The sequence below is a fragment of the Pseudolysinimonas kribbensis genome (assembly GCF_039531715.1).
Taxonomy (GTDB): Bacteria; Actinomycetota; Actinomycetes; order Actinomycetales; family Microbacteriaceae; genus Pseudolysinimonas; species Pseudolysinimonas kribbensis.
In genome coordinates this window covers 791,519-812,541 of the sequence record NZ_BAAAQO010000004.1, presented here as the reverse complement: position 1 = coordinate 812,541, position 21,023 = coordinate 791,519, and the positions used below count along the sequence as shown (strand labels likewise).

The following is a 21,023-nucleotide window of genomic DNA, read 5'->3' as shown; positions in this document are numbered from 1 at the left end:
TCGTCCCCGCCACCCGGCGACCCGACCACCCGAGGGGAACCACCCGATGAGCACGCCGAACCCGGCCCCGACCGCGGACGCCGCGACGCCGATCCTCCAGGTCGAGCGCCTCGACCTGGACTTCTGGGTCGACGGCGTCTGGTATCCCGCGGCGAAGGGCCTCAGCTACGACGTCAAGGCGGGCGAGGTGCTCGCGATCGTGGGCGAGTCCGGCTCGGGCAAGAGCTCGAGCTCGATGGCGCTGCTCGGCCTGACCCCGCAGAACGGCCGTGTGGCGGGCAGCGCGAAGCTGGGCGGCAAGGAGCTGATCGGCATCCCGGACGGCCGGCTGCGCTCCATCCGGGGCAAGGACGTCGCGGTGATCTTCCAGGAGCCCATGACGGCCCTGAACCCCGTGTACACGATCGGGTTCCAGATCGGCGAGAGCCTGCGCACGCACCTCGACATGACACCGGTCGAGGCGGAGGCCCGGGCCATCGAGCTCCTGACCATGGTCGAGATGCCCACGCCCGAGACGACGGTCAAGAAGTACCCGCACCAGCTCTCCGGCGGCCAGCGCCAGCGCGCGATGATCGCGATGGCGATCTCGTGCGACCCGCTGCTGCTCATCGCCGACGAGCCGACCACCGCGCTCGACGTGACCGTGCAGGCCGAGATCCTCGACCTGATGCGCAACCTCCGTTCGCGGCTGAACAGCGCGATCATCCTGATCACGCACGACATGGGGGTCGTCGCCGACCTGGCCGACAAGGTCATCGTCATGAAGGACGGCGCGATCGTCGAGAACGGCACGGTCGACCAGATCTTCGCGCGGCCGACCCACCCCTACACGCAGCAGCTCCTCGCGGCGGTGCCGCGTCTGCAGCTGAGCGACCGGGAGGCCGTCACCCTGAGCCGTGGGTCCGATGCCCCGGTGCTGCAGCTCACCGATGTCGCGATCGAGTACCCGAAGCACGGGCGGGTGCCCGCGTTCCGTGCGGTGGAGGGGTTCACCCTCGACATCCACCCCGGCGAGGTCGTCGGGCTGGTGGGCGAGTCGGGCTCGGGCAAGACGACGGTCGGGCGGGCATCCGTCGGACTGCTGCCGGTCAAGGAGGGCTCGCTCGTCGTGCAGGGCGTCGACCTGGCGACGGTGTCGCGCTCGAAGCTGCGGGAGGTCCGGCGTTCGATCGGCATCGTGTTCCAGGACCCGGGGTCCTCGCTCAACCCGCGCTTCCCGATCGGCCAGTCGATCGGCGAGCCGCTGCTGCTGTCGAAGACGGCCGAGGGTTCGCAACTCGCCCACCGCGTCGAGGAGCTGCTCGACCAGGTCGAGTTGCCGCGCAGCTTCCGCAACCGGTACCCGCACGAACTCTCCGGCGGGCAGCGGCAGCGCGTCGGCATCGCTCGCGCGCTCGCGCTGAAACCATCACTGCTCGTCGCCGACGAGCCCACCTCCGCGCTCGACGTCTCGGTGCAGGCGCGCTTCCTGGACCTGCTGCAGGGTCTGCAGCGGGAGCTCCAGTTCGCGTGCCTGTTCATCAGTCACGACCTGGCGGTCGTCGACATGCTCGCGCACCGCATCGCGGTCATGAACAAGGGGCACCTCGTCGAGGTGGGCACGCCGGACCAGATCCTGCGGCACCCGAAGGACCCGTACACGCAGCGGCTCATCGCCGCGGTGCCGGTGCCCGACCCGACCGAGCAGCGGGAGCGCCGCGAGTCGCGTCGCGTCGCCTGAGAGCCGGCCGCTCCCCGCGGGATCCCGGGATCCCGTCGGTAGGGTGGAGCCCCGTGGTCAAGCCCGCATCCGGCCTGCTGGTCGTCGCCGCTGCGGCGGTACTGCTGCTCGGCGGCTGCACGGCCACCCCGTCACCGCTCGTGCGCGGCTCGGCCGTGTCGATCGCGGTCACCGATCCGCTGACCTCGCTCAACGCGGAGACCTCGTACGGGCGGCAGTCCGACACCAACGCGGCCGTCGCGGCGCTGACGAGCACGGGCTTCGGCTACACCGACGACGCGTACCACGAGGTCGACGACACCTCGTTCGGCACGGCGTCCGTCGTGAAGCGGGATCCGCTCACCGTGACCTACAGCATCTCGCCCGATGCCCATTGGTCGGATGGCGCCCCGGTCACCCCCGCCGACCTGCTCCTGGACTGGGCCGCGAACTCCGGGGCGCTCAACACCCCGAAGTTCGACGTGACGCCCTACGTCGATGCCGCGACGGGACGCATCACCCGGCCGTTCCCCGACGGCACCGTCTGGTTCGACGGTGCCGTCGGAGCCGGACTCGAACGCGTCTCGCGCACGCCGGTGCTCGGCTCCGACCACCGCTCGATCACCGTGCAGTTCGACGCGTTCGCGCCGGACTGGAGGACACTGCTGGCACCGGGGCTGCCGGCGCACGTGGTCGCACGGCGGGCGCTCGGGCTGCCGGCTTCCACCTCCGCCGCCTCCGCCGACAAGCGCGTCGTCGAGGCCGTGCAGAAGAAGGACGTCGACCGGCTCGCCCGCATCGCGCGCACCTGGGACACCGCGTACGACCTCGGCGCGACGCCACGGGACCGCGCCCTGCTCGTGTCGTCGGGGCCGTACCGGGTGCGCAGCGTCGCCGCGCAGGCGATCACGCTCGAGGCGAACCCGAGATACCGCGGCAGCCGAGCGCCCTCGGTGCAGCGGATCGTGCTGCGCGTCATCCCGGATCCGCTCGAGCAGGCGAAGGCGCTGGAGGCCGGAACGGTCGACATCGTCTCGCCGACGCCGACGGCATCCGTGCTGAAGACGCTCCTCGACGTGCCGGGTGTCACCGTCACGCCGGGCAGCGAGGCGATCTTCGAGCACCTCGACCTGCAGCTCGCGGGATCGCGCAACGGCGTGTTCGCGGATGAGCGCGTGCGCCGGGCCTTCCTCGACGTGGTGCCGCGGCAGGAGATCGTCGACCGGCTCGTCGCGCCCGTGCAGCAGGGCGCGGGGGTGCTGGACTCCTTCGTGCTGCGCCCCGGCTCGGACGGGTACGACGCGGCGATCGCGACGAACGGGTCGAAGGAGCACCGCACCATGCATCCGGATGCCGCCCGCACGCTGCTCGCGCAGGCCGGCACGCCGAACCCGGCGGTGTGCGTGCTCTACGACCCGGCCAACCCGCGCCGGGTCACGGAGTTCCAGCTCATCCGGGCGTCCGCCGCGAAGGCGGGGTTCCAGGTGACCGACTGCTCGAGCAGCGATTGGGCCGACCTCCTCGGGGTGCCGGGCAGCTACGACGCCTCCCTGTTCGCCTGGGACACGACGCGGCTCGGGGCCGCCGCTGTCGGCGCCGTCTACCGCACCGGTTCGCAGCTGGCGAACTTCAGCGGGTACTCCGATCCGCAGAGCGACGCCCTCATCGACGCCGCGCGGGCGAGCGACGATCCGGCCGAGCATCGCAAGCTGCTGGCCCGGCTCGACACCCGACTGTGGGCGGCCGCGTACGGTCTGCCGCTCTTCGCCTACCCGATCGTGACGGCCGTGGACGGCACCGTCACGGGGGTGACCCGCTCGCCGCTGAGGGCCGGCGTGTTCTGGAACGCCTGGGCCTGGAAGCCGGCCTCGCCGAGCCCCGAGCCGACCCGCACCGGCTGAACTCCGCCGCTCCCGGTAGAATCGCCGTCGGCGTCGCCTTCCGATCGCCGATCCCCTTATCTTCCCTTCCGAGGTGCTGCCATGGCTCAGGCCACTCGTGACGACCTGCGCAACGTCGCGATCGTCGCCCACGTCGACCACGGCAAGACGACGCTCGTCGACGCCATGCTCCGCCAGACCGGATCGTTCGGCGAGCATGCGCACGTCGAGGAACGCGCGATGGACTCGAACGATCTCGAGCGCGAGAAGGGCATCACGATCCTCGCCAAGAACACGGCGATCACGTACAAGGGCGTCCACGCCCAGAACGGCCCCGTGACGATCAACGTCATCGACACCCCCGGCCACGCCGACTTCGGCGGCGAGGTCGAGCGCGGGCTGTCGATGGTGGACGGCGTGGTGCTGCTCGTCGACGCGAGCGAGGGCCCGCTGCCGCAGACCCGGTTCGTGCTGCGTAAGGCGCTCGAGGCGAAGCTGCCCGTCATCCTGGCGGTCAACAAGACCGACCGTCCGGATGCGCGCATCGCCGAGGTCGTGGAGGAGAGCCACGATCTGCTGCTGGGCATCGCGAGCGACCTCGTCGACGACGTGCCGGACCTCGACGTCGACGCGCTGCTGGACGTGCCCGTGATCTACGCGTCGGGCCGCAACGGCGCCGCGAGCTGGAACCGCCCCGCCGACGGGTCGCTTCCCGATAACGACGATCTCGAGCCGCTGTTCGACGCGATCCTCACCCACGTGCCCGCTCCCACCTACGACGACGAGGCTCCGCTGCAGGCGTGGGTGACCAACCTCGACGCGTCGCCGTTCCTCGGCCGCATCGCGCTGCTGCGCGTCTTCGCCGGCACGCTCAAGAAGGGCCAGACCGTCGCGCGCGTGCATCTCGACGGCGGCACCGCCAACGTGCGCATCACGGAGCTCATGAAGACCCGCGCGCTGGAGCGCTACCCGGCCGAGGAGGCGCACGCGGGCGACATCGTCGCGATCGCGGGCGTCGAGGACATCATGATCGGCGAGACGATCGCCGACCCCGACGACATCCGGCCGCTGCCGGCGATCTCGGTGGACGAGCCCGCCATCTCGATGACGATCGGCACCAACACGTCGCCCCTCATGGGCAAGGTGAAGGGCCACAAGCTCACCGCGCGCATGGTCAAGGACCGGCTCGACCGCGAGCTCGTCGGCAACGTGTCGATCCGCGTGGTCGACATCGGACGCCCGGACGCGTGGGAGGTGCAGGGCCGCGGCGAGCTGGCCCTCGCCATCCTGGTCGAGAACATGCGCCGCGAGGGCTTCGAGCTCACCGTCGGCAAGCCGCAGGTCGTGACCCGGCAGATCGACGGCAAGCTGCACGAGCCGTTCGAGCACCTGACGATCGACGCGCCCGAGGAGTTCCTGGGGGCGATCACGCAGCTCATGGCGGCGCGCAAGGGCCAGATGGGCGTCATGTCGAACCACGGCACCGGCTGGGTGCGGATGGAGTTCACGGTGCCCTCGCGCGGTCTCATCGGATTCCGCACCGAATTCCTCACCGTCACGCGCGGCACCGGCATCGCCAACGCGATCTCGCACGGGTACGGTCCGTGGGCGGGGCAGATCACGACCCGGGTCAACGGCTCGATCGTGGCCGACCGCTCCGGCGTCGCGACCCCGTTCGCGATGGTCGCACTGCAGGAGCGCATGAGCTTCTTCGTCGAGCCGACGCAGGAGGTCTACGAGGGCATGGTGGTGGGCGAGAACTCGCGCGCCGACGACATGGACGTCAACATCACCAAGGAGAAGCAGCTCACCAACATGCGGCAGTCGACCGCCGACAACTTCGAGAAGCTCACCCCGCCGCGTCAGCTGACGCTCGAGGAGTGCCTCGAGTTCGCGCGCGAGGACGAGTGCGTCGAGGTGACGCCCGAGATGGTGCGCATCCGCAAGGTGGAGCTCGACCAGTCGCAGCGCGCGCGCGCGACCGCCCGTGCCAAGCGAGCGCAACCGGCATAGCGGCGAAGGTCATTTCTGACCTTCGCGCCGGTTGCGCGGGTGGTCGTCTCGACCGCCCGGCCGGCATAGCTGTTACGCGGCCATTACGCGCCGTCGCTTCACTGGTCGCATGACGATCATCTCGCGCACCGGGCGCACACCAGCGGCGGCGGGCGCCCTGGTCCTTGCGGCGCTCGTCCTCTCCGGCTGCAGCCTCATCCCGCATCCGGGCGGCGGCTCCCTCCCCGGTTCCGACGGCAAGAGCGGCGGCATCTCGATCCCCGGCGTCGGCTCGATCGGCACCGGCAAGCTGCCGTCGGACTGGCCGGCATCGGTGCCCGTCATCCACGGCGACGTGCTCTTCGGCGCCGCGGCCGGCAACGCCAAGACGACCGATGGACGCATCTGGAACGCGACGATCAAGGTCTCGGGCGCCGGCGACTACGGCAAGATCTCGTCGCAGCTGAAGGGTGCGGGCTTCGCCGTCGACACCGAGCCGGATCCCGGCGATGCCGAGGGAGGCACGGGCACGTTCCTCAAGGATCCCGACGCGGTGCTCGTCGTCGTCACCAAAGCCGACGACAAGACCGGCTGGGTCGCGAATTACACGGTCACCGAGTCGCAGGGATCCCGGTGACCGTCTCGGACGGCACGGGTGTTGATCAGAACAGCTTCTCGGCGAGGTAGCCGCCCCGCTGGGGCGCGGCCGGCGTGAAGAACAGCCCCGAGCCGATGTGGGCGATGTACTCGTTGAGCCGGTCCGATGAGCCGAGCCGGCGCTGCAGCGCGAGGAAGTGCTCCGGGTCGTTCTGATACGAGATGAACAGCAGGCCGGCGTCGAGCACGCCGAACTGGTTGATGCCGTCGGTGTAGTTGTAGCCGCGACGCAGGATCTTCAGCCCCCCGTTGTTCTCGTGCGCCGCGAGCGCCACGTGCGACGTGTCGGAGATCACGAGCTCGCCCGCCGCGTCCTTCTTCCCGAAGTCGGGCGTGTCGTGCTCGGCGTGCCCGGTGAGCGGCTGTCCCTCGACCTTCCCGCGGCCGAAGACGCGCTGCTGGTCGCGGATCTCGTCGGAGTCCCAGTTCTCGATGTTCATCTGGATCTTGCGCACCACCTGGTAGCTGCCGCCGCGCGCCCAGCCCGGCTCGTCGTCGCGGGCCCAGACGAATCGCTCGAAGTCGGGGTCGTCGGTGATGTTGCGGGTGCCGTCCTTGAAGCCCAGGAGGTTGCGCGGCGTCTTCTGGCCGGTGCCCGCCGACGCGCGCCCGAATCCGAGCACCGTCCAACGGGTGGATGCCGTGGGCTGCGCCATCCGCGCGAGGTCGCGCACGGCGTGATACGCCACCTGCGGGTCGTCGGCGCACGCCTGGACGCTCAGGTCGCCCCCGCTGATCCCCGACTGGAGGCGGTCGCTCGGCAGGTCGGGCAGCGGCCGCAGATGCCGCGGCCTCCGGTCGCCGAGGCCGAACCGCTCGTCGAAGACGCCCGGTCCGAGTCCGACCGTCACCGTGAGCCCCGCCGGTGCGAGGTCGAGGGCCTCGCCGGTGTCGGGTGCCACGGCATCCGGTCGCGCCGGCTCGACGGCCCCGACCGTGCGCCCCGCCATGACCTGCGCGATCGCGCCGGACCAGCGCGCGAGCAGCACCTGCAGGTCCTGGCGCGCGTCGCTGGCCAGGTCGAACGTCATGAAGACCGTGTAGCGCTGCGGCGGCGTCTGGATGCCGGCCTGATGCGCCTGGTCGTAGAAGGGGAAGCTGCGGGTGAGGTCGATGACCTCCTCGTCGTGGTTCTGCACGGCGTTCGCGATCGCCATCCCCCCGACGCCCGCCGCGGCGCCGACGACGAGACCGCCGCCGGCCGCCCCGAGGAGCAGCCCGCGGCGGGACAGGCCGGAGGACCGGTCGCGATCGCTCGACGTCACGCGGTGGCGACCTTCTCGGCGATCTTGGAGAGGGGGGTCTGCAGCGACTGCACCAGCCGGCTCAGCTGCCCCGCATCCGCGGCCCTGGTGGCCGCGTCGTAGACCTTGTAGCCGCCCGCCTGGCCCGGGTCGCGGTAGGCGTCCAGCGCCGCGTTCACCTTGTCGAACTGGGCGGCGACCTGCTTCGTCAGGCCCGCGTCGATCTTCGTCAGACCCGGCCGGAGGTAGGCGAACGCCTGCTGCGCGCCCTCGACGTTGGCGGCGAAGTCGACGATGTCGAGGTGGCTGTAGAGCTCCTCCTCGCCCGTGATCTTGTTCGCCTGCACCTCGTCGAGGAGGTCGGCGGCGCCGTTGGCGAGGTCCTCGGGCTTGTACGTGAGACCCTTGGCGAGCGCGGCGAGCTTCGTGACGTTGGCGGTGAGCTCCGCGGCCTGCGCCCGCGTGTTCGCGGTGATGCCCGTGGTCCAGAGGTCGCGCTCGACGGCGTGGAATCCGTGCCAGCCGACCGCGGGGTCGAGGTTCGATGCGCGCATGTCGATGAGGTAGTCGAGGTTGCCCGTGTTGTCGGTCGGGCCGGTGCCGGGCAGCAGGAAGCCGTCGACATCCGACTCGACCTTCTCGTAGAACGGGCGCGCCAGGGCGTACGCCGCCTTGGCCGCGTCCACGTCGCCCGAATCGACGGCCTTCTGCAGCGCCGCGACCGCCGTGGTCATGTCGGAGAGCACGCCCGCGACGTACCGCGCGTAGCCCTGGGTGCCCTTCGTGAGCAGCGCGGAGGCGCTGCCGCCGGGGGTCGACGCGGCCTTGCCGGTGACCCGGAAGTCCTGCAGCTCCTTCTCCGCGCCGGGGCAGTACACCTGGTAGGTGCCGCCACCGAGGGTCAGCGTGAGGCTCGTGGGCTTGAGACCCGGGGCGAGGTTCTCCTTCTCGCCGATGATGCGCTGATCGCTCAGCAGCTCGACCTCGGTGATCGCCGTCGAGCTGGAGTTCTTGATCGTGAAGGTCACGGGGCCGGCGGCGGCGGTGCTCGCGTCGAGCATGCAGGCGTCGCCCGACCCGCCGCTGGTCAGCGTGATCGTCACCTGCGCGGCACCGTGCGACCTGGAGGCGCCGCCCGGGGTGGCGGCCGAACAGCCGGCCAGGGCGATCGCGAGGCCGACGATGCCGGCCGCGGTCGAGACGATGGCCTTAGTGGGTCGCATGGAGGCTGGTCCTGTTCTGTGCGGCGGTCAGGGGAGAGGCGGGCGGGCGACCGGATGCCGGGGTCGCGGCCTCGCGCCGGTCGCGTCGGAACGAGCGCAGCGCGAACGCCGCGAGCACGAGGGCCGCGACGACGAGCGCGGCGGGCACCTGGGCGCCCCACAGGCGCTGCTCGGCGATCGCGGCGGTCCGGGAGGCGCCGGCGGCGGCGACGGCGGCGTCGGAGGCGCGCCAGTTCTCGCCGCCGGAGACCGAGAACGTGCGGGGCGTGCTGAGACCCCCGCCCGAGAGCGTCACGACGCGGGTCTGCTGCTGCGATGCGTCGAGCAGGGCGCCGTCCGCCGCGCGCACCGACCGCGTCGTCGCGGCGCTCCAGGTCGCCCGGTACGGCCCGGGCGCGCGGTTCGCGTCGACGCCGACCGGGAGGCGACCGCCGTTCTGCGTCGCGAGGGCGGTGCGGCTGAGCGTGGCCGGCCCCGCCGCCGGATCGGTGGACCTCAGGGTCCACGTGGTGACGCCGTCCCGGGTGACCGATGCCGACGCGGGGAGGGTGACCCGTCGCTCGTGGCCACCGGACGTCTCGACGATCGAGTCGCCCGACATCCGGACCTCGCCGCCCTGCGCCAGCGCGAGCGGACGATTCGCAGGCTGGAGTGCGAGCGGCGCTACGACGGCCGCGCCGGCGGCGATCGCGATCGCCGCGATCGCGATGCCGAGCTGCAGGCGACGGGCGCCGCCGCTGCGCGGCCGGAGCGCTGCCGGCCAGAACATGAACAACGCCATGGGCACGAGGTAGGCGACCCAGCCGACGACCTCGATGAGTCGCGGGTCGGCCGGGATGCCGAGCACCCCGGTAATGAGCGCCGCCTGGATCGACCCGTTGGGGGCGAGCCAGCCGAGGTCGAGGGTGCGCTGCTGACCGGCGACGATCCAGCCCGCCTCGTGCGCCGTGCGCAGCATCGTGAGCACGAGACCGGCGGCGACGAGGATGAGGAAGACGCCCGTGTAGCGGAAGAACCGACCCAGATCGAGCCGGATGCCGCCCTGATAGATGCCGACGCCGATACCCGCGGAGACGAGCACGCCGATGACGGCGCCGACGGCGGCGAGCGAGGCGTCGGTGGAGGCCTGGAACGTCGCGAGCAGGAAGACGCTCGTCTCGAAGCCCTCCTTGAGCACGGCCAGGAACGCCATACCCGCGAGGGCCCACGCCGTGCCCTCGCGCAGCGCCTGGCCGGCCTCCGCCTCGAGCTCCTTCTTCATGCCGCGGGCGTGATGCGCCATCCACACGATCATCGACGTGACGAAGAAGACGGCGACGAGGCCGATGATCGACTCCATCCCCTCCTGCGCGGCCTGGGGGAGCGACTGCTCGATCACGGTGAGCACGACGCCCACGGCGACGCTCGCGACGAGGGCGGCGGCGACCCCGATCCACATCGGCAGGAGCGATTTGCCGTTGCGCTTCAGGAACGCGGCGATGATGCCGACGATGAGCGCCGCCTCGAGGCCCTCACGCAGGCCGATGACGAGGGTAGCGAGCACGCGGAGCAGTCCTGAGATCGGTTCGGGAGTTCGGTAAGGCTATCCTTACCAACAATTCGACTGTAGACGGCCGCGGCTATGGTGTCCAGCGGAGGTCGGATGAGCGAGCAGGCAGGCCACGTGCGGAGCACGGCGCCGGGGGCGGGTGCGGTCATCGTCTCCTGCGTCTTCGCGCTCGTCATCGCCGGGATCGCGGGCGTCGTGACGACCTTCACCCACGCCCAGCTGGCACCCTGGGGCCTCATCGCGGGGCTGGCGGTCGCCCTCGTGCTGGTGCTCGGGCTCCGGCTGGTGTTCGACAGCCGCGTCGTCGGCGCGGCCGCCGGGCTCGGATTCGTGGCGGGCACCGTGCTGCTCGCGTTCCCCGCCGCCGGCTCGCCGATGTTCGCGCTGACCGACGCGATCGGGTGGGTCTGGGCCCTCGGACCGGCCGTGCTGGCGCTCGTCGCGATCGTCGTCCCCTGGCCCGGAACACTCACGAGACGGCCATAGAATCGATGACGTGACCTACGTCATCGCCCTCCCCTGCGTGGATGTCAAGGACCGCGCCTGCATCGACGAGTGCCCCGTCGACTGCATCTACGAGGGCGACCGGATGCTCTACATCCACCCCGACGAGTGCGTCGACTGCGGTGCATGCGAACCGGTCTGCCCCGTCGAGGCGATCTTCTACGAGGACGACCTGCCCGAGCAGTGGTCCGACTACTACAAGGCCAACGTCGAGTTCTTCGACGAGGTCGGCGTCGGCTCCCCGGGCGGGGCCGCGAAGATCGGTGTGATCGCCGGCGACCACCCGGTCGTCAGCGCCCTGCCGCCGCAGAGCCACTGAGCCCCGGCGTCATGGGCCTCACGCTTCCCGACTTCCCGTGGGACCGGCTGGAGCCGTACCGCGAACGCGCCGCCGCGCATCCCGACGGCGTGGTCGACCTGGCCGTCGGCTCGCCGGTCGATCCGACGCCGGAGCGCGTGAGGCAGGCCCTCGCGGTCGCGACCGACGCGCCCGCGTACCCGCAGACATCCGGCACCCCGGCACTCCGGCAGGCGATCGCCGACTGGTACGGCCGGCGCCGCGGCGTCGCGCTCGAGGCGCGCAACACCCTGCCGACGATCGGCTCGAAGGAGCTGGTCGGGCTGCTGCCGACGCTCCTCGGGATCGGCGAGGGCGACGTCGTCGTGCACCCGACCGCCGCGTACCCGACCTACGAGGTCGGCGCCCGCATCGCCCGTGCGACGCCGCTCGCCTCGGACGACCCCGACGCCTGGCCCGACACGACGCGACTGGTCTGGCTCAACAGCCCGCGCAATCCCGACGGGCAGGTGCTCGGCATCCCGTTCCTGCGCCGGGCGGTGCAGCGCGCGCGTGAGCTCGGCGCCGTCATCGCGAACGACGAGTGCTACGCCGAGCTGAACTGGGGGTCCGACGCTCCGGTGCCGAGCATCCTGGATGCCGAGGTCATCGGCGACTCGCGCCGCCTCGTGCTCTCGGTCTACTCGCTCTCGAAGCAGTCCAACCTCGCCGGCTACCGCGCGGCGTTCGTCGCGGGCTGCGGCGACCTGATCGCCGAGCTGCTCGAGGTGCGCAAGCACGCGGGCCTCATCCCGCCGCTGCCGGTGCAGCTCGCGATGGTCGCGGCGCTGTCGCCCGAGTCGGACGCCGACGTCGCCGCGCAGAAGGAGCGCTACCGCGCCCGCCGCGCCCTGCTCGTGCCGGCACTCGAGCGGGCCGGATTCCGCATCGACGAGAGCACCGCCGGTCTCTACCTCTGGGCGACCCGCGGTGAGGACTCCTGGGACACCGTCGGCTGGCTCGCCGGGCTCGGCATCGTCGTGGCACCCGGGGCGTTCTACGGGGCGGCGGGGCGGCGGCACATCCGGATGGCGCTGACCGGCACCGACGAGCGGGTCGCGGCGGCGGCCCGGCGGCTGTCGGCATCCTCCAACCGCTGATCGAGGGTCTTGGCGGGTGCCACGGTGTTCTGTGAGGCACTTTAGGCTGTAGTCGTGAGCGAATCCGGAGACACCGGCTCGGTCAGGTTCTCCCACGAGGAGACCGCGGCCGAGTTCCCGATCATCCCCGCGGTCGACGGCAGGAGCGCCGCCGACGGCTCGAGCTTCACCCGGCAGACAGGTCTGACCTTCTACGACCCCGGGTTCGTGAACACCGCGGCGACCCGGAGCGCGATCACCTACATCGACGGCGATGCGGGCATCCTGCGCTACCGCGGGTACGACATCGCCGATCTCGCGAAGAACTCGACCTATCTCGAGGTCGCATGGCTGCTGATCTACGGTGAGCTGCCGACGCCGGCGGAGCTCGCGGAGTTCGACGAGAAGATCCGGCGTCACACGCTGCTGCACGAAGACCTCAAGCAGTTCTTCTCCGCGCTGCCGCACACCGCGCACCCGATGTCGATGCTCTCGGCCGCCGTGTCGGCGCTGTCGACGTACTACGAGGACTCGCTCGACCCGCACGACCCCGAGGCGGTCGAGATCTCGACGATCCGCCTCCTCGCGAAGCTCCCCGTGATCGCCGCCTACGCGCACAAGAAGGCGATCGGGCAGGCGTTCATGTTCCCCGACAACTCGCTGTCGTTCGTCGAGAACTTCCTCAAGCTCAACTTCGGCACCTTCGCGGAGCCCTACGAGGTCAACCCCGTGCTCGTGCAGGCGCTCGACCGGCTGCTGATCCTGCACGAGGACCACGAGCAGAACGCGTCGACCTCGACGGTGCGGCTCGTGGGATCGACGGAGGCGAACATCTTCGCGTCGATCTCGGCCGGCATCCACGCGCTGTCGGGACCGCTGCACGGCGGCGCCAACGAGGCGGTGCTCAACATGCTCGGCGACATCCGCGGGTCGGGCGAGAGCGTGCAGAAGTTCATCGAGCGCGTGAAGAACAAGGAGCGCGGGGTGAAGCTCATGGGCTTCGGGCATCGCGTGTACAAGAACTTCGATCCGCGGGCGCGCGTGGTCAAGGAGAGCGCCGACGAGGTGCTCAAGGACCTCGGCGTGAGCGACCCGCTGCTCGACATCGCGCGGGAGCTCGAGCAGGCGGCGCTCGCCGACGACTACTTCGTCGAGCGCAAGCTCTACCCGAACATCGACTTCTACACGGGCGTCATCTACAAGGCCATGGGTTTTCCGACCCGGATGTTCACGGTGCTGTTCGCGATCGGCCGGCTTCCCGGCTGGATCGCCCAGTGGCGCGAGGCGAACACCGACCCCGGAACGAAGATCGGCCGCCCGCAGCAGGTGTACACCGGTCCTCCGGCCCGCCCCTGGCCCACCTCCCGCTGACCTCCGCGCCCTCGCGCACCGCCCGCTCTCGCGGCGGGTACTGCCCACCGGGAGCCAGCCTCCCGTGCCCCTACCGAAATGAAGGATCGGCTCGGGTCGCCGAACGCGAATGCCGCGGTGGCGCCTGACCGTGGCCGCCTGCGATCCTGCATTTCGGAAGGCCGCTACAGGCGCGCGCACGACTCGACCACCCCGCGCACCCAGGCCCAATCGCGCAAGAGCTGGCGCGACGTGAATCGCAGGGGGATCAGCCCCTGCCGCAGGCATTCCGCGTCGCGGCGGCGATCCCGCTCGAAGGCGTCGCGGTCGCGATGGTGCTCCCAGCCGTCCAGCTCGATCACAAGCCGACCGAGCCGCAGATCGATGCGGCCCACCGCGGGAATGGTCACCTGCAGCGCCGGGAAGAATCCGAGCCGCCGCAAGCGGAAGCGCATGATCGACTCGAGGTAGGACTCCGATCGTCTGTCCACGTCGGCGAGGAGCTCTCGTAGCCGAGGAGGCTGTCTGGCGATTCGGCGCAACCAGCTCGCCTCGGAGACCAACCCGAGGCGGATCGCGCTGTCCGCCGCAGCGACCACACGCTCGACAGGCTGGCACATCGTCATGTCATCGAGCGCGTCGATGGCCGACATCGCGTGCCGTGTGCCGGATCCGCCCGGTCGCCAGTGGACGCACACGTCCGGGTCGGAATGAAGTCGGCGAGTGCGATCTGAGGGGTCACGAAGTCGCGCTGCATGCGCCTTGACACGCACGTGGAGGCGACCGTCCGGCATCGCCGCCACGCCCAGCGATCGAGCGGCCGTGATCGACGTGGCCCTGCCGCCGACTCTGACCGCCGATTCGAGACCGCCGTCGGTGTCGGGAAGCCCATACCAGCCCTGTCGAATGCGGACGATCATCCCGGACCGCACTGCGGCCGTCAGCCGATGCGATGTGCTCCCGGCACGGAGCAGTTCCCAGGTCGCGGCGAGGCCGCCGCGTCGTCGTACACCGTCGACTTCGAGCATGCCGGCATCCCACCGCGCCTGCGGTTCCCATCGAACCGGTGGCCGCGGAACGGTGGATGACGCACGCACCCCTTCCGAAGTGCAGGAGTGGTGGAGGGCGTCGCCAGGGCGCTCCTACTACCCGCTCGAGAACGACAGGGCGCGATCCTGCATTTCGGAAGGGTGCGCGCGGGGGCTGGAGCTGGGCGCCGTTGCCGCTCAGCGCGGCCGCGCGCTACGGGTGCAGCGTGGGGTTGAGCGTGACGGGCGCGCCGGTGCGGGGGAGGGCCTCCACGGCGCCGGTGGCGGAGTTGCGGCGGAACAGGAGGCCGGGGACCCCGCTCAGGTCGAGCGCCTTGACCGTGCGCGGAGCGCCATCGCCGAGCAGAGTGACCTTGGTGCCGGCCGTCACGTAGAGACCCGACTCCACGATCCCGTCGTCGCCGATCGAGATGCCGACGCCCGAGTTGGCGCCGAGCAGGACGCGTTCGCCGATCACGACGCGCTGCGTGCCGCCGCCGGACATCGTGCCCATGATCGAGGCGCCGCCGCCGACATCCGAGCCCTCGCCGACGACCACGCCCGCCGAGATGCGCCCCTCGACCATCGAGGTGCCGAGGGTGCCCGCATTGAAGTTGACGAAGCCCGCCTGCATGACCGTGGTGCCGGGCGCGAGGTGCGCACCCAGCCGCACGCGCGACGCGTCGGCGATGCGCACCCGCTCCGGCACGACGTAGTCGAGCATGAACGGGATCCGGTCGTAGCCGCGCACCACGACCCCCGCCCGCAGCATCCTCCGGCGCCGTGCGCGGAACACCGCCGGCAGCACGGGACCGTGGCTCGTCCAGATGACGATCGGCAGGTGGCTCATCATCCCGTCGAGGTTGATCGTGTTGGGCGCGACCAGGCGATGCGAGAGCAGGTGCAGGCGCAGGTAGGTGTCGGAGGTCGAGGCGGGGGCGGCATCCGGATCGATGGACAGCGTCATGGGCTCGATGCGCACGTCGCGCAGGTCGTCGGCTCCGGTCTCGGCCGCGAGGTCGGCGGGGAAGCCGTCGGGTGCGTCGCCGAGGCGCGGCTCCGGGTACCAGGTGTCGAGCACGGTGCCGTCGGACGCGACGGTGGCGAGGCCGTGGCCCCAGGCGGCGGTCATGCTCGCCAGGCTACCGGGGGAGCGCCGATAGCATGGCCCGATGGCCGCCCTCGACCTCTCGTCCCCGGTGGCTGCGCTCACCCGCGCGCTCGTCGACATCCCGTCGGTCTCCGGCGATGAGGCGGGGATCGCCGACGCGGTCGAGGCGGCGCTGCGGGGGCGTGCGCACCTCGAGGTGATCCGCGACGGGGATGCCGTGCTCGCCCGCACAACGCTTCGTCGCGATCGCCGCGTGGTGATCGCCGGTCACCTCGACACGGTGCCGATCAACGGCAACGTGCCGGCGGTGCTCGACGGCGACGAACTGGTCGGCCGTGGCACCGTGGACATGAAGGGCGGCGACGCGGTGATGCTGCGGCTCGCGGCGGCGCTGACCGACCCGATGGTCGACATCACGTGGGTCTGGTACGACCACGAGGAGGTCGACTCGGCCCTGAACGGCCTCGGTCGCATCGCCCGCACCCGACCGGAGCTGCTCGCGGCCGACTTCGCGGTGCTCTGCGAGCCGTCCGACGCGGGCGTCGAGGGCGGATGCAACGGCACGCTGCGCGCGGAGGTCACCGTGCGCGGAGTGCGCGCGCACTCCGCCCGCGCCTGGGCCGGGTCGAACGCGATCCACGCGGCGGCGCCCGTGCTGGCGGCGCTCGCCGCCTACGAGCCGCAGCAGATCGAGGTGGACGGGCTGGTGTACCGCGAGGCGCTGAACGCCGTGCGGATCCGTGGCGGCATCGCGGGCAACGTCATCCCGGACGAGTGCGTCATCGAGGTCAACTACCGATTCGCCCCGAGCCGCTCGGGCGCCGAGGCGGAGCAGCACGTGCGCGACGTCGTCGCGACCGCGGCTCCGCAGGCCGAGGTGGCGCTCGTTGACCTCGCCGAGGGTGCGCGTCCGGGTCTGGATGCCCCGCTCGCCCAGGCGTTCGTCGCGGCGGTCGGGGGCGAGGCGAGGCCGAAGTACGGCTGGACGGACGTCGCGCGCTTCTCGGCCCTGGGCATCCCGGCGGTCAACTACGGGCCGGGCGACGCCGCGCTCGCGCACGCCGACGACGAGCGCGTGCCGCTCGAGCAGCTCGAGCGCTGCGAGCGGGGACTGCGAGCGTGGCTGACCGGGGTGTGACGGCGGCATCCGCGCCCGAGCGCCCCACGCTGCGGCGGCGGTTCCTGGGCGCGCCGTGGTGGGCCCAGGTGCTGGTCGTCTTCGCGGCCTCCCGGATCGTGACGACCGCGATCATGCTCGCGTTCGCCGCCGCGCAGCAGCAGAACTCCTGGACCGGCGCGCACCCGGACTACGTCGACTTCGCCGGCATCTGGGACGGCCACTGGTACTACATCGTCGCGGTGTCGGGGTATCCGACGACCCTCCCGATCGGCGCCGACGGCCACGTCGCGCAGAACGCCTGGGCGTTCCTGCCGGCATACCCGGCGCTCGTGCGGGTGCTCATGCCGTCATGGGAGTCGTGGAACGTCGTCGCCGTGATCGTGTCGGTCGCGTTCGCCTGCGGGGCGGCGCTGCTGTTCTTCCGGCTCATGCGGCGGGTGCTGCCGGCCGGGACGGCCCTGTTCGCGACCGTGCTGTTCTGCACGGCGCCGCTGTCGCCGATCCTGCAGGTCGCCTACGCCGAGTCGATGCAGCTGTTCTTCCTGTTCCTGGCGCTGATCCTGTTGCTGGATCGGCGCTACCTGCTGCTGATCCCGGTCGTCGTGGTGATGTCGTTCACCCGCCCGAGCGGGGTCGCGTTCGCGGCGCTGCTGCTGTTCCACCTCATCCACCGGTTCGTCATCCGCGCGCGCGACCCCTTCCCGTGGCGGGAGCGGCTCGCGGTCGTGGTCGCCGGGATCGCCTCCTTCGCGGCCGGGATCGCGTGGCCGGTCATCGCGGCGCTCGTCACGGGCGACGCCACCGCCTACACCGACACCGAGCTGTCGTGGCGGGTGCTCTACCTCGGCCACTACGACGAGCTCGTGCCGTTCCAGGGATGGATCGAGGGAGCCGAGTGGTGGCTGCACTGGATCGGCGTGCCCTCGCCCGCGTCGCTCGTGCTGGGCTGCATCGGTCTCGTCCTGCTGATCGCGATCGTGGCGGTCGCCCTGCTGTCGCCGTGGGCGCGTCGGATCGGCGTCGACCTGCGGTTGTGGATCGTCGGCTACGGGCTGTACGTGCTCGCCGTGTTCTTCCCGCAGTCGAGCACGTTCCGCATCCTGGTGCCGATGGCGCCGGGGCTCGGGGCGCTCGCCGTGCCGCGCAACCGGGTCTGGCGGGTCGCGCTCGTGGTGCTCGGGATCGCCGGCCAGGCGGGCTGGATCTACATCGCCTGGTGGGTCGATGGCTACGACTGGACGCCGCCGTAGAGGGCTCCGCGCACCGATCGCGCACTCTGGGATGTCGCTGATTTCTCGTCGGTTCCCCCCGTACGGGATAATGGAATGGATCCAGGCGAAAGGGGACCACGCATGGCGGCCATGAAGCCGAGGACCGGTGACGGACCGATGGAGGCTGTCAAGGAGGGTCGGCTCATCATCGTGCGGGTTCCTCTCGAGGGAGGCGGACGCCTCGTCGTGTCGGTGAACGACGCGGAGGCAGCCGAATTGCGCGACGCGCTCGTGGGAGTCGTCGGCACCGGCGCCTAGCAGCCGCGGCTACTCCGCGGTCTTCACCAGCTGGAGGAGCCCGTCGCCGGGGGTGCTGAGCGCCGCCGTGACGGCGGTCGACTCGGCGATCGTGCGCAGGAGCGCACGGAAGTCGGCGACGGTGTCGTCGCGCTGCGCGGGGTCCGCGACACGGCCGCGCCACAGGGCGTGGGCGACGAGCACGAGCCCGCCACGGCGCACGATCCGCAGGGCGTGCTCGACGTGGTCGAGCAGGTCGGCCGGGTCGCCGTCGACGAGCACCAGGTCGTAGGCGCCGTCGTTCATCCGCGGCAGCACCTCACCCGCGCGCCCCGTGATGAGGCGCACCCGGTTGGCGGGCACCTCCGCCTCGGCGAAGGCGGCGCGGGCCAGCTGCTGATGCTCGACCTCGCGATCGATCGAGGTGAGCACGGCATCCGGGGCGCCGCTCAGCAGCCAGAGGCCGCTCACGCCCGTGCCGGTGCCGATCTCGAGGATCGTCTGCGTTCCGCTCGCCGCCGCCAGCACGGCCAGCTGGGCACCCACCCCGGGGCTGACGGGATCGATGCCGAGTTCCAGCGCGTGCCGTCGAGCCGCCTGGATCGCCGGTGTCTCCACCGCGAAGTCCTCGGCGTAGCGCCAGCTCAGCTCCTTGTCGGCCACCCGTGCCCTCCTCGGGGCTACCCTATGGGCATGTCGTTCGGACTGACGCCCGACAAGCTGATCATCATCGCGCTCATCGCGGTGTTCCTGATCGGCCCGACGCGTCTGCCCACCTACGCCGGCAAGCTCGCGAACCTGGTGCGGCAGGTGCGCTCCTACGCCGACAACGCGAAGGACCGGATGCGCGAGGAGATGGGCGAGGACTTCGACGAGGTCGACTGGCGCAAGCTCGACCCGCGGCAGTACGACCCGCGCCGCATCATCCGCGAGGCCCTCACCGACGACGGCACCTCGGATGCCGTGGCCGAGACGATCGCCGCGGCGAAGGCCGTGACGTCGCCGCTCGACGCGGAGGAGGTCGCGGAGACTCCCGCGAAGGAGCGCCGTCGCCGCACCGCCGACAAGGCCCTCCCCGCCCCGTACGACATCGAGGCGACCTGACGTCGAGGCGACCTACGTCGAGGCGACCTGCGTCGCACTGACGGTGCTCGGCTCTACCGGCGCCGGACGGCCTTGAGCGTGCGCAGCAGGAGCAGCATCGCGGGGGCGAGACGCCGGAACTCGGATGCCGTGCGCGGCAGCTGCAGCAGTCCCGTCGCGCTCGCGATGGTGGTCGACTCGGCGTAGCGCAGCAGCCCCTCGGGCCCGTTGCGGCGTCCGAGCCCCGAGCGCTTCACGCCGCCCATCGGCGCGTCGACGCTCGAGAAGGTGGCGCGGTAGCCCTCGTTGACGTTCACGCTGCCTGCCTTCAGCCGAGCCGCGACGCGCAGGCCGCGTGCGCGGGATCCGGCGAACACCGACGCGTTCAGGCCGAACTCGGAGTCGTTCGCGGCGGCGATCGCGGCATCCTCGCCCTCGACGACGGTCACGGCGACGAGCGGGCCGAAGGTCTCGTGGGCGAAGCACTGCATCTCGCTCGTGACGTCGGTGAGCACGGTCGGTTCGACGAAGTACGGCCCGAGCTCGGGGCGGGCGTGGCCGCCGGCGAGCACCGTCGCGCCGTGAGCGACGGCGTCGTCGAGGTGCGCCAGGACGCGCTCGAGCTGCGCCTTCGTGGCGAGCGAGCCGACGTCGGTCGTGTACGCGAGGTCGGAGCCGAGCCGCAGCGACGCGACGCGCTCGGCGAAGGCGGGGATGAACCGGTCGGCGACGCCGCGCAGCACGAAGACGCGCTCCATCGACACGCACAACTGCCCGGCCGCGGAGAAGCACGCGTACGCCGCATCCGCGGCCGCCTTCGCGGGGTCGACGTCGTCGAGCACGATGAGCGGGTTCTTGCCGCCGAGTTCCATCGAGGCGGGGATCAGCCGGCCCGCCGCGCGCTGCGCGACCCGCGCGCCGGTGGCGGTCGACCCGGTGAAGCTCACGTAGTCGCCCGCGTCGACGACGGCGTTGCCGATCTCGTCGCCGTCACCCGCGACGACGGCCCACAGGGCCTCCGGCAGGCCCGCGTCGGTGAAGCAGCGGCGCGCCGCGAGGATCGACAGCGCGCCCTGGTTGTCGGCCTTCTGCACGATGCCGTTGCCGGCGGCGAGGGCCGGCGCGATGTCCATGACGGCGAGGCTCAGCGGGTAGTTCCACGGCGTGATGACGCCGACGATGCCCTTCGGCCGATAGTGCACGCGGGTGCGCAGCACGAGCGGGATGCCGGCTCGGCGCGCACCGCCCGCGAGCACCCGGCGCGCGGCCAGCGCGTTGTAGCGCGTCGCGCCCGCCGAGTTGAAGACCTCCTCGAACGCCTGCCCGCGGGTCTTGCCGGTCTCGGTCTGCACGGCGTCGAGCAGCAGCTCGCGCCGCTCCAGCAGCAGGTCGTGCGCGCGCAGCAGCACGGCCCGGCGGTGCCGCCAGCCGGCCGCCCACCACGAGGCCTGCGCGACGCGGGCGGCGGCCGCGGCGTCCTGCACGTCCTGCGCGCTCGAGAGCGGCAGCTCGTGCAGCACATCGCCCGTGAACGGGGCGATGACGCTCGCCGTGCGCCCGGAGGTCGCGGTGAGCCCCGCCGTGAGCGCGTCGGTCTCGGCCCGTTGCAGCATCGATCCGGACATGGGGGCGAGCCTAGTTCTTCGGATACGGTGACGG

The 21,023-nt window shown here is 71.5% G+C and carries 19 protein-coding genes; 12 read left to right on the top strand and 7 right to left on the bottom strand.

Annotated features, from left to right (window positions below; genetic code table 11):
• Window positions 1–46: 46 nt before the first annotated feature.
• From ABD285_RS14615 to ABD285_RS14600, 4 genes are all read left to right on the top strand, one after another.
• Window positions 47–1,720: a dipeptide ABC transporter ATP-binding protein gene (locus ABD285_RS14615; protein WP_284254888.1), complete on the top strand. Its 1,674-nt coding sequence runs from the start codon at window positions 47–49 to the stop codon at window positions 1,718–1,720.
• Between the two features lie 53 nt (window positions 1,721–1,773).
• A complete protein-coding gene (locus tag ABD285_RS14610; protein WP_284254889.1) occupies window positions 1,774–3,600 on the top strand; it encodes an ABC transporter family substrate-binding protein in 1,827 nt (608 codons plus the stop codon).
• A gap of 81 nt (window positions 3,601–3,681) precedes the next feature.
• Complete coding sequence (gene typA, locus ABD285_RS14605) at window positions 3,682–5,592, top strand: translational GTPase TypA (protein WP_344203184.1); 1,911 nt, start codon at window positions 3,682–3,684, stop codon at window positions 5,590–5,592.
• Between the two features lie 109 nt (window positions 5,593–5,701).
• Entirely contained in the window at window positions 5,702–6,208 is a 507-nt protein-coding gene (locus ABD285_RS14600) for a hypothetical protein (RefSeq protein ID WP_344203182.1), read from the top strand.
• A gap of 25 nt (window positions 6,209–6,233) precedes the next feature.
• Here ABD285_RS14600 and efeB read toward each other — a convergent pair whose 3' ends face one another.
• From efeB to efeU, 3 genes are read right to left on the bottom strand one after another with little or no spacing between them, the layout of a single operon-like run.
• Complete coding sequence (gene efeB / locus ABD285_RS14595; RefSeq protein WP_344203180.1) at window positions 6,234–7,493, bottom strand: iron uptake transporter deferrochelatase/peroxidase subunit; 1,260 nt, start codon at window positions 7,491–7,493, stop codon at window positions 6,234–6,236.
• Window positions 7,490–8,695 carry an iron uptake system protein EfeO gene (gene efeO, locus ABD285_RS14590; protein WP_344203178.1) on the bottom strand — a complete coding sequence of 402 codons (1,206 nt, stop codon included), beginning with the start codon at window positions 8,693–8,695 and terminating at the stop codon, window positions 7,490–7,492. Before efeO ends, efeB begins: the two co-directional genes overlap by 4 nt.
• The gene (gene efeU, locus ABD285_RS14585; protein WP_284254894.1) at window positions 8,682–10,238 is read right to left on the bottom strand and encodes an iron uptake transporter permease EfeU; all 1,557 of its coding nucleotides are present in this window, start codon (window positions 10,236–10,238) and stop codon (window positions 8,682–8,684) included. Before efeU ends, efeO begins: the two co-directional genes overlap by 14 nt.
• A gap of 99 nt (window positions 10,239–10,337) precedes the next feature.
• On the opposite strand from efeU, the gene ABD285_RS14580 reads away from it, so the two are divergent.
• The 4 genes from ABD285_RS14580 to ABD285_RS14565 are packed head-to-tail and all read left to right on the top strand — an operon-like array spanning window position 10,338 to window position 13,535.
• Window positions 10,338–10,730: a hypothetical protein gene (locus ABD285_RS14580; protein ID WP_284254895.1), complete on the top strand. Its 393-nt coding sequence runs from the start codon at window positions 10,338–10,340 to the stop codon at window positions 10,728–10,730.
• Between the two features lie 10 nt (window positions 10,731–10,740).
• Window positions 10,741–11,067, top strand: coding sequence for a ferredoxin (gene fdxA / locus ABD285_RS14575; RefSeq protein WP_284254896.1), 327 nt, complete (start codon window positions 10,741–10,743; stop codon window positions 11,065–11,067).
• Window positions 11,068–11,078: 11 nt separating this feature from the next.
• Window positions 11,079–12,185 carry a succinyldiaminopimelate transaminase gene (dapC, locus tag ABD285_RS14570; RefSeq protein WP_284254897.1) on the top strand — a complete coding sequence of 369 codons (1,107 nt, stop codon included), beginning with the start codon at window positions 11,079–11,081 and terminating at the stop codon, window positions 12,183–12,185.
• Between the two features lie 54 nt (window positions 12,186–12,239).
• Window positions 12,240–13,535, top strand: coding sequence for a citrate synthase (locus ABD285_RS14565; RefSeq protein ID WP_284254898.1), 1,296 nt, complete (start codon window positions 12,240–12,242; stop codon window positions 13,533–13,535).
• Window positions 13,536–13,699: 164 nt separating this feature from the next.
• On the opposite strand, the gene ABD285_RS14560 is transcribed toward ABD285_RS14565, so the two are convergent.
• Window positions 13,700–14,542, bottom strand: coding sequence for an endonuclease domain-containing protein (locus tag ABD285_RS14560; RefSeq protein ID WP_284254899.1), 843 nt, complete (start codon window positions 14,540–14,542; stop codon window positions 13,700–13,702).
• Between the two features lie 214 nt (window positions 14,543–14,756).
• Window positions 14,757–15,674 carry a DapH/DapD/GlmU-related protein gene (locus ABD285_RS14555; RefSeq protein ID WP_344203173.1) on the bottom strand — a complete coding sequence of 306 codons (918 nt, stop codon included), beginning with the start codon at window positions 15,672–15,674 and terminating at the stop codon, window positions 14,757–14,759.
• Between the two features lie 40 nt (window positions 15,675–15,714).
• Here ABD285_RS14555 and dapE point away from each other — a divergent pair, with 40 nt between their 5' ends.
• The 3 genes from dapE (at window position 15,715) to ABD285_RS14540 (ending at window position 18,302) form a co-directional block, all read left to right on the top strand.
• Window positions 15,715–16,791: a succinyl-diaminopimelate desuccinylase gene (dapE, locus tag ABD285_RS14550; protein WP_284254900.1), complete on the top strand. Its 1,077-nt coding sequence runs from the start codon at window positions 15,715–15,717 to the stop codon at window positions 16,789–16,791.
• A complete protein-coding gene (locus tag ABD285_RS14545) occupies window positions 16,773–18,023 on the top strand; it encodes a hypothetical protein (protein ID WP_344203171.1) in 1,251 nt (416 codons plus the stop codon). The genes dapE and ABD285_RS14545 overlap by 19 nt, the downstream gene beginning before the upstream one ends.
• A 102-nt stretch (window positions 18,024–18,125) precedes the next feature.
• A complete protein-coding gene (locus ABD285_RS14540) occupies window positions 18,126–18,302 on the top strand; it encodes a DUF3117 domain-containing protein (protein ID WP_284254903.1) in 177 nt (58 codons plus the stop codon).
• A gap of 9 nt (window positions 18,303–18,311) precedes the next feature.
• On the opposite strand, the gene ABD285_RS14535 is transcribed toward ABD285_RS14540, so the two are convergent.
• A complete protein-coding gene (locus tag ABD285_RS14535) occupies window positions 18,312–18,944 on the bottom strand; it encodes an O-methyltransferase (RefSeq protein ID WP_284254904.1) in 633 nt (210 codons plus the stop codon).
• A 30-nt stretch (window positions 18,945–18,974) separates the two neighbouring features.
• On the opposite strand from ABD285_RS14535, the gene ABD285_RS14530 reads away from it, so the two are divergent.
• Window positions 18,975–19,385, top strand: a complete 411-nt coding sequence (locus ABD285_RS14530) for a twin-arginine translocase TatA/TatE family subunit (protein WP_284254905.1) — start codon at window positions 18,975–18,977, stop codon at window positions 19,383–19,385.
• 53 nt (window positions 19,386–19,438) lie between these two features.
• Here ABD285_RS14530 and ABD285_RS14525 read toward each other — a convergent pair whose 3' ends face one another.
• Window positions 19,439–20,989 (bottom strand): succinic semialdehyde dehydrogenase, encoded by a 1,551-nt coding sequence (locus ABD285_RS14525; RefSeq protein WP_284254906.1) that lies wholly within the window; start codon window positions 20,987–20,989, stop codon window positions 19,439–19,441.
• Window positions 20,990–21,023 lie beyond the last annotated feature (34 nt).

Bases quoted from the DNA above. Each gene is read 5' to 3' on its own strand.
- ABD285_RS14615 (WP_284254888.1), top strand. From the start codon at position 47: ATGAGCACGCCGAACCCGGCCCCGACCGCGGACGCCGCGACGCCGATC.
- typA (WP_344203184.1), top strand. From the start codon at position 3,682: ATGGCTCAGGCCACTCGTGACGACCTGCGCAACGTCGCGATCGTCGCC.
- ABD285_RS14600 (WP_344203182.1), top strand. From the start codon at position 5,702: ATGACGATCATCTCGCGCACCGGGCGCACACCAGCGGCGGCGGGCGCC.
- efeO (WP_344203178.1), bottom strand. From the start codon at position 8,695: ATGCGACCCACTAAGGCCATCGTCTCGACCGCGGCCGGCATCGTCGGC.
- ABD285_RS14580 (WP_284254895.1), top strand. From the start codon at position 10,338: ATGAGCGAGCAGGCAGGCCACGTGCGGAGCACGGCGCCGGGGGCGGGT.
- dapC (WP_284254897.1), top strand. From the start codon at position 11,079: ATGGGCCTCACGCTTCCCGACTTCCCGTGGGACCGGCTGGAGCCGTAC.
- ABD285_RS14560 (WP_284254899.1), bottom strand. From the start codon at position 14,542: ATGCTCGAAGTCGACGGTGTACGACGACGCGGCGGCCTCGCCGCGACC.
- ABD285_RS14555 (WP_344203173.1), bottom strand. From the start codon at position 15,674: ATGACCGCCGCCTGGGGCCACGGCCTCGCCACCGTCGCGTCCGACGGC.
- dapE (WP_284254900.1), top strand. From the start codon at position 15,715: ATGGCCGCCCTCGACCTCTCGTCCCCGGTGGCTGCGCTCACCCGCGCG.
- ABD285_RS14540 (WP_284254903.1), top strand. From the start codon at position 18,126: ATGGCGGCCATGAAGCCGAGGACCGGTGACGGACCGATGGAGGCTGTC.
- ABD285_RS14530 (WP_284254905.1), top strand. From the start codon at position 18,975: ATGTCGTTCGGACTGACGCCCGACAAGCTGATCATCATCGCGCTCATC.
- ABD285_RS14525 (WP_284254906.1), bottom strand. From the start codon at position 20,989: ATGTCCGGATCGATGCTGCAACGGGCCGAGACCGACGCGCTCACGGCG.